This window comes from Methylotenera sp. (genome assembly GCF_030653755.1).
Classification (GTDB): Bacteria; Pseudomonadota; Gammaproteobacteria; order Burkholderiales; family Methylophilaceae; genus Methylotenera.
Genome location: NZ_JAURYU010000011.1, coordinates 145,195 through 158,426, shown reverse-complemented (window position 1 = coordinate 158,426; position 13,232 = coordinate 145,195). Strand labels below are relative to the sequence as shown.

General features: G+C 42.2%; 15 protein-coding genes. All 15 read right to left on the bottom strand.

Annotation, left to right across the window (positions count from 1 at the left end):
• Positions 1–30 precede the first annotated feature (30 nt).
• The 15 genes from Q7U33_RS02415 to rpoE all read right to left on the bottom strand — a co-directional run bounded on the left by Q7U33_RS02415 (position 31) and on the right by rpoE (position 12,965).
• Positions 31–1,017 (bottom strand): class 1 fructose-bisphosphatase, encoded by a 987-nt coding sequence (locus Q7U33_RS02415; protein WP_304857994.1) that lies wholly within the window; start codon positions 1,015–1,017, stop codon positions 31–33.
• Positions 1,018–1,116: 99 nt separating this feature from the next.
• The gene (locus Q7U33_RS02410) at positions 1,117–1,917 is read right to left on the bottom strand and encodes a tRNA threonylcarbamoyladenosine dehydratase (RefSeq protein WP_304857993.1); all 801 of its coding nucleotides are present in this window, start codon (positions 1,915–1,917) and stop codon (positions 1,117–1,119) included.
• On the bottom strand, positions 1,917–2,294 hold the full coding sequence (gene acpS / locus Q7U33_RS02405) for a holo-ACP synthase (protein WP_304857992.1): 378 nt from the start codon (positions 2,292–2,294) through the stop codon (positions 1,917–1,919). Before acpS ends, Q7U33_RS02410 begins: the two co-directional genes overlap by 1 nt.
• A gap of 28 nt (positions 2,295–2,322) precedes the next feature.
• Positions 2,323–3,051 (bottom strand): pyridoxine 5'-phosphate synthase, encoded by a 729-nt coding sequence (gene pdxJ / locus Q7U33_RS02400; protein ID WP_304857991.1) that lies wholly within the window; start codon positions 3,049–3,051, stop codon positions 2,323–2,325.
• A 77-nt stretch (positions 3,052–3,128) separates the two neighbouring features.
• Complete coding sequence (recO, locus tag Q7U33_RS02395) at positions 3,129–3,863, bottom strand: DNA repair protein RecO (RefSeq protein ID WP_304857990.1); 735 nt, start codon at positions 3,861–3,863, stop codon at positions 3,129–3,131.
• Positions 3,864–3,893: 30 nt separating this feature from the next.
• Positions 3,894–4,823, bottom strand: a complete 930-nt coding sequence (gene era / locus Q7U33_RS02390; RefSeq protein ID WP_304857989.1) for a GTPase Era — start codon at positions 4,821–4,823, stop codon at positions 3,894–3,896.
• Positions 4,820–5,512 carry a ribonuclease III gene (gene rnc, locus Q7U33_RS02385; protein ID WP_304857988.1) on the bottom strand — a complete coding sequence of 231 codons (693 nt, stop codon included), beginning with the start codon at positions 5,510–5,512 and terminating at the stop codon, positions 4,820–4,822. The genes era and rnc overlap by 4 nt, the downstream gene beginning before the upstream one ends.
• 45 nt (positions 5,513–5,557) lie before the next feature.
• Complete coding sequence (locus tag Q7U33_RS02380) at positions 5,558–5,956, bottom strand: DUF4845 domain-containing protein (RefSeq protein ID WP_304857987.1); 399 nt, start codon at positions 5,954–5,956, stop codon at positions 5,558–5,560.
• 39 nt (positions 5,957–5,995) lie between these two features.
• A complete protein-coding gene (gene lepB, locus Q7U33_RS02375; protein ID WP_304857986.1) occupies positions 5,996–6,775 on the bottom strand; it encodes a signal peptidase I in 780 nt (259 codons plus the stop codon).
• An 82-nt stretch (positions 6,776–6,857) separates the two neighbouring features.
• A complete protein-coding gene (gene lepA, locus Q7U33_RS02370) occupies positions 6,858–8,651 on the bottom strand; it encodes a translation elongation factor 4 (protein WP_304857985.1) in 1,794 nt (597 codons plus the stop codon).
• 202 nt (positions 8,652–8,853) lie between these two features.
• On the bottom strand, positions 8,854–10,263 hold the full coding sequence (locus tag Q7U33_RS02365; RefSeq protein ID WP_304857984.1) for a DegQ family serine endoprotease: 1,410 nt from the start codon (positions 10,261–10,263) through the stop codon (positions 8,854–8,856).
• A gap of 51 nt (positions 10,264–10,314) precedes the next feature.
• Complete coding sequence (locus tag Q7U33_RS02360) at positions 10,315–10,779, bottom strand: SoxR reducing system RseC family protein (RefSeq protein WP_304857983.1); 465 nt, start codon at positions 10,777–10,779, stop codon at positions 10,315–10,317.
• Between the two features lie 27 nt (positions 10,780–10,806).
• Positions 10,807–11,778 (bottom strand): MucB/RseB C-terminal domain-containing protein, encoded by a 972-nt coding sequence (locus Q7U33_RS02355; RefSeq protein ID WP_304857982.1) that lies wholly within the window; start codon positions 11,776–11,778, stop codon positions 10,807–10,809.
• Positions 11,779–11,798: 20 nt separating this feature from the next.
• The gene (locus Q7U33_RS02350; RefSeq protein WP_304857981.1) at positions 11,799–12,290 is read right to left on the bottom strand and encodes a sigma-E factor negative regulatory protein; all 492 of its coding nucleotides are present in this window, start codon (positions 12,288–12,290) and stop codon (positions 11,799–11,801) included.
• A 57-nt stretch (positions 12,291–12,347) separates the two neighbouring features.
• Positions 12,348–12,965 carry an RNA polymerase sigma factor RpoE gene (rpoE, locus tag Q7U33_RS02345; RefSeq protein WP_370651974.1) on the bottom strand — a complete coding sequence of 206 codons (618 nt, stop codon included), beginning with the start codon at positions 12,963–12,965 and terminating at the stop codon, positions 12,348–12,350.
• Positions 12,966–13,232: the final 267 nt, after the last annotated feature.

Genomic DNA, 13,232 nt, shown 5'->3' with positions numbered 1-13,232 from the left:
GTCCTTTAATAATAACTCAGCGTAAAACCCTCACCGCTGGTGATACTGCTCGATTAAATCGACTTCGTTGATAGAGCCTAATATAGTAGATACCCGCTGATGAATCTGTGAGGGCTGCAAATCCAAGACTGATGAACGACCCGTGCTGGCTTTCCCGCCAGCCTGCTCAATCAACATACTCATCGGGCTCACTTCATATAATAATCTTAACCGACCTGCTCGGTCTGTTACTTGGCGATCTTTTGGATAAAGAAATACGCCTCCTCGCATTAATATGCGGTGGATATCTGCCACCATGCTAGCCATCCATCGCATATTAAAATTACATTGCCGAACACCCTCTTCACCAGCAATACAGTCAGCAATATATTGCTGCATAGGCGCCTCCCAAAAACGTTGCCGACTGGCGTTAATTGCAAACTCTGGATAATGTGCTGGAATCTTTAAATCAGGGTGCGTCAATTCAAATAACTGTGTATCTGGGTCTAGGGTAAAAGCATGTGTGCCAGCTCCTAGTGAAATCACTAACATGGTCGCAGGCCCATACAGCAAATAGCCAGCGGCAATTTGATGAATACCTTGTTGTAAAAACATGGCCTCACTGCGATCAGCATTCAAGGGTGCGGGTAGTACAGAAAAAATAGAACCAACCACACCATCAAATGCAATATTTGAAGAACCATCAAGCGGGTCAAAACATACTAAATATGGGGCATCTACAGCGTGGTCGTCAAAGTAATAAGGAGAAGCTAACTCTTCTGACACTGCACCAACCACTAATTTAGTAGCTGATAAACAATCGATGAAAATATCATGAGTAGTAATATCCAACTGCATTTGGGTTTCGCCCTGAACGTTGACACTCTCGAGCTTATTGGTAGCACCTGCTAGCTTACCTTTGGCCACTAGCGCAGCAATCTGCTTACCAGCATCGGCAATGCTCAAGATTAACGCTGATAACTGACTAGCATGATTTAGGTTCGCGCAAGACTGATTTAAGAAGTTACTTAATTTCATATATCCACCCATTTATGATTTACACCTATCGGGAGACGATGTGTATCAATCATGCGCGCTTAGCTAAAGAAAATACAGAGATATTAAATAAGCCAATATTTACTTAGCTAATAAAGCTTTAAGGGCAAAAGCTGTGGCAGCAAAACCAAAAGGTGCTGTCACACACACACTAGAACCATAACCAGCACAGTTAAGACCTGTCACCCCAGCGTTTGATTCTACATCGCAGACAGTATCTGGTTTAATCACAACCTCATCGGAATAAACTGCCTGTATGCCAAATTTATCCGATTTTTTTGAATTAGTCGCTTTAGGAAACTGATAATCTCGACGCAATTGGTTACGCACTTTAGCCAATAAACGATCACCTGATACATGAGCCAAATCAGCCACTTGAATACGCGTAGGGTCTAGCCTACCGCCTGCTGCACCCACTGTGACTAGTGGCAATTTGTGCTGACGGCAGTAAGCAGCAACTGCTATTTTGGCTTTAGCATCATCAATACAATCAATGACGTAATCATATTGATTGCTTAACATCACACTGACATTTTCAACGGTCACAAAATCTTCAATTTCATGTACCTGCGCAAACGGATTAATACTCAGGATACGCTCACGCATCGCAGTAACTTTGGCTTTACCAAAGGTATTATCTAAAGCATGCAACTGCCGATTAACATTAGATTCGGCAACGTTATCCAGATCGATTAAAGTAATCGTCCCTATCGCATTACGAGCTAAAGCCTCAGCAGCCCAACTACCCACACCACCGATACCAATCACACATATATGTGATGATTGTAGCTTAGCTAGACCATCTGCACCATACAACCGAGCAACGCCTCCAAAACGGCGTGCAATATCTGGTGTATTGAAATCTATCGCATTTGCTTCCATTACATTTCCAACACAACAAATGCAGTTGCTAGGTTTTTCTCATCACTAATGCTAAGGTGACTCTTAGTGATATTTTTTGAATCTAATAACGCTTGTAAGGCAGGCGCTAACACCAAGATAGGCTTACCCAAATCATCATGAGAAACTGCAATATTCTGCAAAGTAGCTGGTGCTCGCAGCCCAGTGCCTAGCGCCTTAGAAAAAGCCTCTTTTGCAGCAAACCGTTTAGCTAAAAAGCGAGATTTAATATTGGATTGCTGATAACTTGGCATTTCACTTTCAGCCAAAATCTTTTTTGCGAACGTATCACCAAACTCTGCAACAGAGTCCTTAATACGTGCAACTTCAACCACATCTGTACCGATTCCAAAAATCATTCATCGCCTTTTTGCTGTTAGCAGGGTACTACTTAGGTGCAAACTCTTTCATCAAAGATTTCATTTCACGCACAGCATTATCCCAACCCACAAACAATGCATGCGCCACAATCGCATGGCCTATATTCAGCTCTTCAAACCCATACATACGTGCAACGTGATGTACATTATGGTAATGCAAGCCATGCCCAGCATTAACAACTAAACGCGCATCCTTTGCATGATGCAGTGCGCGCTCGATACGATCAAGTTCTGCAATTTGCACACGCTCGATTTCGGCATCCGCAAAAGTCCCAGTATGCAATTCAATCACTGGCGCTCCAGTCTTAATCGCCGCGTCTATCTGCGCTAAATCAGGTGCAATAAACAATGACACACGAATACCCACATCGCTTAGTTTTTTTACCGCATGTTTCACTTTGTCAAAATGGGCAATCACATCCAACCCACCTTCTGTGGTGCGCTCTTCGCGACGCTCAGGCACTAAACATACATCTTGCGGCATCACTTTAATCGCGATATCGAGCATTTCATCGGTCACTGCACACTCTAGATTCATTTTGGTTTGCAAAAGTGGACGCAATGCAAAGATGTCTGCGTCTTGCATGTGGCGGCGGTCTTCGCGCAAATGTAAAGTAATACTGTCCGCACCAGATTGTTCTGCACGTAAAGCCGCTTGTACTACACTAGGATATTTAGTGCCACGTGCCTGACGAATCGTTGCAACGTGATCAATATTAACACCTAATTTAATCATGATTTTATAGCCTTATAAATCGTAATATTATGCCAGCTCTGATACTAAGTTAGTATTGAGCTGTCTCAAGAAGTGAATCAGTAGCCCTGTAAATCAATTAATAATTGTCGGGTATGTAAAGGTTTGTCACCTAGGTAATGAGCTAATAGATAACGCATCAATTGCTTACTTTGTTGCTGCGTTTGCTCATCACGATAATCATCATTCGACATATCAATTAACGTCTTGCCCGACAACTGCACGCCATTTTCATGGCGTGCCGATATGCCCCGCAGGGGGTACGCGCCATGCTCGGCTTCATAACGATAATGCTGTTGCGTAAGTACAGGTACGCTATTAGCATCCAAATGCAATGGAATTGCATAGCCCAACTCTTGCAAAAACTTCAACTCAAAACGGCGCAGTGTTGTGGCTAGATCATGACTAATCGCCAAGGTCTTTAATGTATCAGCATAGTACTCAAACAAGGCCTCATGCGGATCTTCTCGTGGCAGCAACCTCAACAGTAACTCATTGAGGTAAAAGCCACACATCAACGCCTCTCCTTGTAACAGAAGCAGTACGCCGTTCCATTCAAGACTATGTAATGTCTTTAACTCTAACTTACCAGACCAAGTGGCTAACATAGGTTGAAACGCTTGCAGCATACCGCGCATTGCAGAACGTGGGCGCCGTGCGCCTTTGGCTGTGGTTGCTACGCGCCCAAAATCACGCGTAAACAACTCAACCACTAAACTGGTTTCTTTGAAAGGATAGGTATGTAGCACGTAAACGGCTTGATTATCCTGACGATGTGTACTCACCGAGGCCATAGGGTCTCTACTTATATCTCTACTAGCGTATCAATAGCCTAAGGATTTTAGCGCACGCGCATCATCAGCCCAACCGCCCTTCACTTTCACCCAAGTTTCTAGGTACACTTTACCGCCAAATAGTTTTTCCATGTCTTGACGTGCTTCGGTAGAAATTTGCTTGAGCTTTTCGCCACCTTTACCAATTAGCATTGGTTTCTGGCTATCTTTGTCCACAATAATGGCACAAAAGATACGGCGCAATTTACCTACCACTTCAAATTTTTCAACTTCCACAGCGACTGAATATGGAATTTCATCTCCAAGCAACCTAAATATTTTCTCACGTACTAACTCTGCCGCAAGAAAACGCTCATTCTTATCGGTCAACTCATCTTCAGAATATATTGCCTCTTGCTCAGGCAAATAGGTACGGATAGATTTTAATAGCTCATCTAGATTCAAGCTCTTTTTAGCGCTCACTGGTACGATTTCTGAAAATGGAAACTCCAAGTCAAAGTCTTGAATCAATGGCAACACATTGCCTTTATCGCCCATCAAATCCAACTTGTTCACCACTAAGATAGTTGGCGTTTTATCTGATAACAACTGCAACACTTTGCGGTCAGCCTCACCCAACTTCATAGGCTCAATCACAAACAGCACGACATCTACTTCAGTGAGCACTTGTGTCACTGTTTTATTAAGACCTTTATTCAATGTGTTTAAGTGCTTTTGCTGAAAACCTGGCGTATCCACAAATAAATACTGCGTATCATCTGTGGTGTGTATGCCCAATAGGCGGTGGCGTGTAGTTTGTGCCTTACGCGATGTAATAGCGAGCTTCATACCTAAAATATGGTTTAATAGCGTGGACTTACCCACGTTCGGACGACCTACAATGGCCACCGTACCGCACTTAAAGGGGCCATCGAAAGCAGTCACTGCCTTCACTTCAAGCTCTTGATTAATATCTGTCATTTTTTAACTTTTCCAATATGGAGTTTATTTAACGCAAGCAAAGCAAGTTCTGCTGCCTGCTGTTCAGCAATGCGACGGCTACGGCCTTCACCTACTGTGCGAATTTGATGTTTCTCAACCAAGCACTCCACCACAAACTTTTGCTCGTGTGCTTCGCCGCTGGTATGGGTCACTGTATATTCAGGAACTGCGATTTTTCTACTCTGTAACAACTCTTGCAATAAAGACTTTGGATCTTTATCAATCACTTTAGGATCAATTGTCTCGAGCTTATTGGCATAAAGCCCTAATACAAAGTTTTGAGCGGCTTCAAAGCCACTATCAAGATAAACTGCGCCAATAATTGCTTCAAGTGCATCCGCTAAGATAGAAGGTCTGCGCCAGCCCGCGCTCTTTAGCTCACCTTCCCCCAATAACAAAGCATCTCCAAGATCAAGTGTTAAGGCAATTTCAGATAAAGTTGCCTCTTTCACTAACTGAGCGCGCAGGCGGCTAAGATCACCCTCTGCTAATTTTGGAAAACGCTGATACAACTGGTGTGCAATAATAAAGTTTAAAGCGCCATCGCCTAAGAACTCAAGACGCTCATTATTGAGTCCAGCATAGCTCCTATGAGTGAGCGCCTGCGTTAACAAGTTTTCATTCACAAACTGATGCGACAAGTGCTTTAATAAGTCTTGCTTAGACATCAACACCACCAACAATTAACTGCTTATTTATCTCTTTAAAATGCACTATTTACCGTCACTACGGGCTGAAAAATCAATCAGCACACTTACATTACCAATGATAGGCTTTACGACCTCATAATTCACTGTGACCACAGTGCCACTCGCACCTTTTTCAATCACAAGATCAGATCCCCTGACAACCTCTACATATGAAGTAGAAGCTCGTTTATTAAAAGAATCTTTTATTTCTTTGCTAGTCATCGTACTTAAAGACTCTTGATTCATCGCTTTCAGTACTTTTTTTACCGACATAAACTCGATATAAGCAGGCGTTACCTTCATTACAATTAAAGCAATGAATACGACAAACACCCCAACAATTAACATACCCAGTAAAGTTGCACCTTGCTGACTCTTAGGTTGATTTTTTGCGCTTTTCATCTTGGTTAATGTGTTTATCACGCTTGTCTCCATGCTGATTGAAGTTGGTACGGCTTAAAATCACTCTATTTTAGTGCCAATTCTAGAACCCTGATCAAAATTCATCCAGATAAAAAACGCCTTCCCAACAAGATTCTGCTCAGGTACAAACCCCCATACACGGCTATCCGAACTATTATCACGATTATCCCCCATCGCCAGATAATGTCCATCAGGGACAGTCACTTCTTCACCCTCTAAGAATTTAGCACCTATCGTGTCTGTGTCATAACTACCCATCACATCGTGCACTAAAATATCATGTTTTTTTACCCCTAGCTGTTCATGATATTGCTTGGCTTCAACCACATTAAGCCCAGACATTACATATTCATAATAGCCAGCATCTTCAACATCAACTCGACGTCCATTAATCGTTAAACGTTTGTCTAGATAGCCAACTTTATCACCAGGCAAGCCAACGACGCGTTTAATGTAATCAATAGAAGGATTTGGTGGATAGTGGAACACAATCACATCGCCACGTGCAGGTTTATTCACTTTTAAGAAGGTGTTATTTAAAATCGGCACACGCAATCCATAGGTAAATTTATTTACCAAAATAAAATCACCTGCTAATAGCGTAGGCATCATGGAACCTGATGGTATTTTGAATGGCTCGACAATAAACGAGCGAATTAAAAATACCATTAAAATGACAGGGAAGAAGCTTTTAGCATACTCAACTACAACGGGCTCATCCACCCCCGCAGGGCGTTTTTTACTTAACACTAAACTGTCAAATAGCCATATTAGCCCTGTCACCAGCAATACCACTATCATGAAAAGCGCGAACATCATGGCGTTTACCTTATTTTCTTATTTATCTTAACTTTGTACCTATACAGTTTTTATACATATATAGCTTTTGTTTAAATAGTTTTTATTTATCTTCAACTCTTAGAATTGCTAAAAACGCCTCTTGTGGAATTTCAACGTTACCCACTTGCTTCATGCGTTTTTTACCTTCTTTTTGCTTCTCTAGCAACTTACGTTTACGTGTAATATCACCACCGTAACATTTTGCAATCACGTTTTTACGCATGGCTTTTACGGTTTCACGCGCAATGATATTGGCGCCAATTGATGCCTGAATTGCCACATCAAACATTTGACGCGGAATCAACTCACGCATTTTCGCTGCAACTTCACGACCACGGTAAACACTATTACTGCGATGCACAATAAGGCTTAATGCATCTACACGCTCTCCGTTCACCATGATATCTAGCTTAACCAAATCTGCCGCTCGGAATTCTAAGAACTCATAATCCATACTTGCATAACCGCGTGATACAGATTTTAGTCTATCAAAGAAATCTAACACCACCTCATTGAGTGGCATTTCATAGCTTAACATCACCTGACGACCCAAATACTGCATATTGCGCTGAATACCACGTTTACCATTACACAAGGTCATCACTGGGCCTACATAATCTTGAGGCATCAGCAGATTCACCACAATCACAGGCTCACGAATCTCTTCGATGCGTGATGGTTCTGGTAAGCGAGATGGATTTTCAATCTGCTGCACTTCGCCATTTTTAAGTAGCAGTTCATAAACTACTGTTGGCGCTGTGGTAATCAAATCCATGTCGTACTCACGCTCTAAACGCTCTTGCACAATCTCCATGTGCAACAGACCTAAGAAGCCGCATCTAAAACCAAAGCCTAATGCTGTTGAGTTTTCCGCCTCAAACAATAAAGACGCGTCATTCAAACTCAGCTTTTCCAGCGCAGTACGCAACGCTTCAAACTGGTTAGACTCAACAGGATATAAGCCCGCAAACACTTGCGGTTTCACTTCTTTAAAGCCTGCCAACGGTTCTGCTGCTGGCTTACCAGCCAAAGTCACAGTATCACCCACTTTAGCTGCAGCCAACTCTTTAATACCGGCAATCACGAAACCTACTTCACCCGCTGACAATGATGTTTTTTGTAGCGATTTTGGTGTAAACACACCCACCTGCTCACATAGATGCTCAGAACCAGTCGCCATCAGGCGTATCTTATCCTTAGGTTTAAGTGTTCCGTCCACCACACGCACTAGCATCACCACACCCACATAGTTATCAAACCATGCATCAATTACTAAGGCTTTTAATGGCTTAGTGACATCGCCCACAGGGGGTGGTACTTTAGCAATCACTGCTTCCAATACATCACGAACACCTACACCAGTTTTTGCGGAACAGCGCACAGCATCAGAGGCATCCACACCTATCACATCTTCAATTTCCTGAATCACGCGATCAGGGTCTGCTGACGGCAAGTCAATTTTATTCAGTACTGCCGTCACCTCAACGCCCAAATCCAATGCGGTATAGCAGTTAGCCACACTTTGCGCCTCAACGCCCTGACTGGCATCAACCACCAGCAACGCACCCTCGCAAGCTGACAGTGACCGCGAAACCTCGTAGCTAAAATCTACGTGGCCTGGCGTGTCAATTAAATTCAAATGATAAATCTGTCCGTCATCCGCCTTATATTCCAAAGCTGCTGTTTGTGCTTTAATCGTAATACCACGCTCACGCTCAATATCCATAGAATCAAGTACTTGCGCTTCCATCTCACGATCTGCCAAGCCACCACACAAGTGAATAATACGGTCAGCCAAGGTGGATTTACCGTGATCGATGTGAGCAATAATGGAAAAGTTACGAATATTTTTCATGTTTAATTTTTAATAATGACTAAATTGACGACTAACGAGCTGTTACTAACGAGTTGTTCAAGAAGAAACAGATGCGGTCTTAACAATAAGGGCGCACTAGGCGCCCTTATTGTTAACCGAACAGCTCGGATTTTACAGCAAATTCAAAGTATTAACATCTATAGATTAATGCTTACTGTTTAATTGTATGGCAAGATGGTGTTTACTTGGTTGCTGGGATTTTAACTGGCACATACAAAGTGCTCTCACCACGTAGCACAAGCAATGCAACTGACTTACCAGCTCCAAAACTAGCCAATAACTTATTAAATTGCTCTAGGCTTTGTATCTCTGTGTTGTTCAAGCCCAACACAACGTCACCCCGCCTAATGCCAGCTTGAGCAACCACACCTTGGGACTCAATCACCAGCAAGCCATTTTTACCATTTAGCTTTTTCTTTTGCTGTGGTGTTAGCTCTTTCAAAATTAAGCCAATACGATCTACTTCCTGCTTAACGGGTGGCTTATTAGCTTGTGAAAGCTCCATTGAATCTGATGGCATTTCACCGATTGCAACACTCAAGCTTTTTTCATTACCTTTACGCAAAACTTCTACAGGTACTGCTTTACCTGGCTTGGCAACACCAACGGCGCGCGGCAAATCAGACGAGCTTGTAATCGGTTTCCCATCAAACTTAGTAATCACATCACCAACCTCTAAACCACCTTTGTCCGCAGGGCCACCTTTTTCAACACCAGCCACCAAAGCGCCATTGGTATTCTTCATGCCAAATGACTCTGCCAACTCTTTGTTCAACTCTTGAATCACCACACCCAACCAACCTCTTGTGACTTTGCCAGATGCTTTTAACTGATTAGTCACTTCAAGCGCTACATCAATAGGAATGCTAAATGACAGCCCCATTGAGCCACCGCTACGACTGTAAATTTGTGAGTTAATGCCCACTACTTCACCAGCCAGATTAAACAATGGTCCACCAGAGTTACCAGGGTTAATCGCCACATCGGTTTGAATGAATGGCACAAAATTTTCTTGTGGCAAAGCGCGTCCCTTTGCACTTACGATACCCGCAGTCATGGTGTTTTCTAAACCGAATGGAGAACCAATTGCGGCCACCCACTCCCCCACCTTTAACTTATTCGGATCACCAGTCACCACTTTAGGTAAGCCTGTTGCTTCAATTTTAACCAACGCAACATCAGTACGCTTATCTGCACCAATAATCTTAGCTTTAAACTCACGCTTGTCTGATAACTTAACAATTACCTCGTCAGCCTCAGCTACCACATGTGCATTAGTTAAAATATAACCATCACTGCTAATAATGAAACCAGACCCTAAAGACTGAGACTTATACTCAGGCTGTGCGCTACCATTTTGACCAGGGAAATTAGGGATGCCAAAGCGCTTAAAGAACTCTTGCATCTGCTCATCTCCAGACATTCCTGGAAGTTGAACATTATTTGCACGCATGCTTTGTGTGATACTAATATTAACCACAGCAGGGCCTTGCTTCTCTGCCAATTCAGTAAAATCTGGCAAATCTTTAGCGTTTACATTCACTGCAGAAAACAAAATAAATGTCACTGCAGCAAGCCAAGTTCTCATCATGTACTCACCTCGTTTAGTTTGAAAAATCATATTTAATCAACATATATCGTGTCATGCATTTTCGGAATCATTATTAATACCACAAGTCGGCATTGATTCTGCAAAGCGCAATATAGTAGCGTGATGTTGACTGTCGCCAACCAAGTGAAATTTAACCAAGACAAAGCCAACGATTAACCCCAATATAGCTGAAAGTACTACGTAGAGTTGGTTCTGAAATAAGACCTCAGCCATTACTGAAAAAATGACTAGACTCAATAACGGCACGACATAAAGAAAAAATACAGATCGCAATGCAACATGCTCATCAATCCCAACAACGACAGCATCACCAACTTTTGCCTTGATGGCATTATGCGCTACAAATGTGTGCGTTTTATGACCCAGCAACTTGCCCCAAGTTGCATTGCCGCAACCGCGCTTTTGACCACAGATACCACATGCAGTCCTACGTTCGATTTCCAACTCAGCTGCATCTTGCTTGCACTGAATGACTACTGCATATTCTTCTATCATAATGCTTACTAAAAAATCGAGCTAAATTTATTTACTAATGACCACTGCGTTTGCAATTTGCACCACAGTAGCTTCTGGTACCTCGCCAACGGCTGTCACAAGATGACCATGATTAACCGCAGCATAAAAACTTGTACTTCCAGTTGTGACTAGCGCAACTTTAGTCTTATCACTTTTACTGGTTGGTTCTATAAACAAAGAAACGGATGCCAACCCATCAGAAAAAATCATATGCATCACAGGTTTTAACTTACCTGGCACCATACGCACCATCTGATCAACTTTACGATAACCTGATGGTAGCTCTTTTATTTCCCATGTCACTGACAACTTTCCATCAGGAAGAATAACAGCCTCATCCTCCATGACATAATTCTTTTTACTATCAATTTTTGGTGTAAACCAATCCAGCGCCACTGAGTTTATCAATGATAAACGGTTAAAACCAATATTTTCAATAACTTCACTGCGCTGATTATATCTAACCGACCTCAACAGCAAGCCATATTCAGTATCTATCCAAAACTTATAGCTAAAACGCAATCGATCTTTTGGTTCTAAAAACAAAACCTGCGCTTGTCGGTCGGCCACACGTTCAATAGTGCTTAGATGCACAGTATAGTTATCTTTTATCGTATCAAAATTTAACGGCAATATGGCAGGGAACATATTCTGCCCACGTCTTTTTTCAATGATTATTTTTTCATTTTTTTGATTGTATATAACGAGATTACTACCTTGACTTAACACTTCACGCGTTGCACCATCTAAAACAACATTTCTAGCAAACTCGTTTCTTCCATCAAACAAATGTGTAATTTGCACAGACTTAGCCTGCTGACCAGTTTGACAGACAAAAATACCTTCATAACTTAAAGCACGCGCTGCAACTGCAGCCTTTTGCAACATTATCCATAGCTCGTCATCTGTGGATGCATCACTAGTGAAGCTGGTGATGCATAAAACAAATAGCGTAACTCCTGCAAGAATTTTAGCCAAAATAACTCGACTGATTAAAATCATTCTGAATAATTCACCGATTGTATATAGTATGAACTTGTTGATGGTGCTGATGATTGATGTGCTGTGAGATACTCAGCAGGAATTGACTCACTGGTCGTTGCTGACACTTCAGCGACTTCTATCATCGCTGATGGACTATCAGACTGAGACTGCTGTTGCAAAGCCATCCAGCCCACCACCATGACAGCAGCAAATGAAGCGGCAATTGACCATCTAGCAGGCATCCTGTCTTTAAAGATCTCCGTTTTATTAACACGTGCCTGCGAAGCACTAGGGGCTAGCACTGTAGGCTCAAGTTCAATCTTCTGCATAAGCTTTTGTTTAAAGTCCGACGGAAGACCAATATCACCTCGCATCGCATCACCGATTAAATGGTAATGATTCCAACTCTGCGAAGCTTGCTTGTTAGCATGGATTGACGTAATCAAATGCTCAGCATCATCTACTGCGATTTCATCGTCCATTAAAGCAGATATTTGTTCACTCATTATTTACTCCTAATACATTAACGAACAATGCATTGTTACTTTTCGGCTTTCTCTCAACTACCAGCGTTTATTATCTGGCGTATCCAACAAAGGTCTTAATTTCAGGGCGATTGTTTCGCGCGCTCTAAATATTCTTGAACGCACAGTGCCAATCGGGCAACTCATGATGGTAGCGATCTCTTCATAGCTCAACCCCTCAATCTCTCGTAAAGTAATCGCCGTTTTCAACTCCTCAGGCAAACCTTCAACAGTATCATTGACAGTCTGGGCTATCTGCTTAGTCATCATGCTTGATTCAGGCGTTTCTGTCGTACGTAGTTCATCGCCGCTATCAAAATTTTCAGCATCTTCGATTTCAATATCGGTAGACACAGTTGGGCGGCGACCCATCGAAACTAAGTAATTTTTTGCCGTATTAATGCCAATACGGTATAGCCAAGTATAAAAGGCACTATCGCCCCTAAAGTTTGGCAATGCACGGTAAGCTTTAATAAAGGACTCTTGCACCACGTCTTCAATTTCAGCTTGGTCACGAATCATGCGTGACAACAATCGAGCTAACTTACGTTGATATTTATCAACGAGTAGCCCGAAAGCACGCTTGTCTCCGCGTTGCGCACGCAAAACAAGCTCGTGATCAATTTCACGATTACCTGAAACTGGCGCAGTAGCCACTACTTGCAACCCCTCTGCCAAACCAACTTTAGCCTGTCCAATTTTATTATCAAATCTCTCACTCTTGTAAGTATAACCTTGGCCAGCTGATTGAATGAAGTTAAATTGGGCTAATTCCTGAATTTTACTGGGTTGTATCATTATGTTCGCCTCCACAGCTTAGAATTTTTCATTTAAATAAAATCCATAATTACTTTATTTATGTTTACAACGTTATTTCTATTGCCTTTTATAAGGACCACGATACACTCTTAGAAGTTCATAATA

Coding starts and splice junctions, on each gene's coding strand:
- Q7U33_RS02350 (WP_304857981.1), bottom strand. CDS start 12,290: ATGAGTGAACAAATATCTGCTTTAATGGACGATGAAATCGCAGTAGAT.
- Q7U33_RS02410 (WP_304857993.1), bottom strand. CDS start 1,917: ATGGAAGCAAATGCGATAGATTTCAATACACCAGATATTGCACGCCGT.
- rnc (WP_304857988.1), bottom strand. CDS start 5,512: ATGTCTAAGCAAGACTTATTAAAGCACTTGTCGCATCAGTTTGTGAAT.
- lepA (WP_304857985.1), bottom strand. CDS start 8,651: ATGAAAAATATTCGTAACTTTTCCATTATTGCTCACATCGATCACGGT.
- Q7U33_RS02365 (WP_304857984.1), bottom strand. CDS start 10,263: ATGATGAGAACTTGGCTTGCTGCAGTGACATTTATTTTGTTTTCTGCA.
- acpS (WP_304857992.1), bottom strand. CDS start 2,294: ATGATTTTTGGAATCGGTACAGATGTGGTTGAAGTTGCACGTATTAAG.
- lepB (WP_304857986.1), bottom strand. CDS start 6,775: ATGATGTTCGCGCTTTTCATGATAGTGGTATTGCTGGTGACAGGGCTA.
- era (WP_304857989.1), bottom strand. CDS start 4,823: ATGACAGATATTAATCAAGAGCTTGAAGTGAAGGCAGTGACTGCTTTC.
- recO (WP_304857990.1), bottom strand. CDS start 3,863: ATGGCCTCGGTGAGTACACATCGTCAGGATAATCAAGCCGTTTACGTG.
- Q7U33_RS02360 (WP_304857983.1), bottom strand. CDS start 10,779: ATGATAGAAGAATATGCAGTAGTCATTCAGTGCAAGCAAGATGCAGCT.
- Q7U33_RS02415 (WP_304857994.1), bottom strand. CDS start 1,017: ATGAAATTAAGTAACTTCTTAAATCAGTCTTGCGCGAACCTAAATCAT.
- pdxJ (WP_304857991.1), bottom strand. CDS start 3,051: ATGATTAAATTAGGTGTTAATATTGATCACGTTGCAACGATTCGTCAG.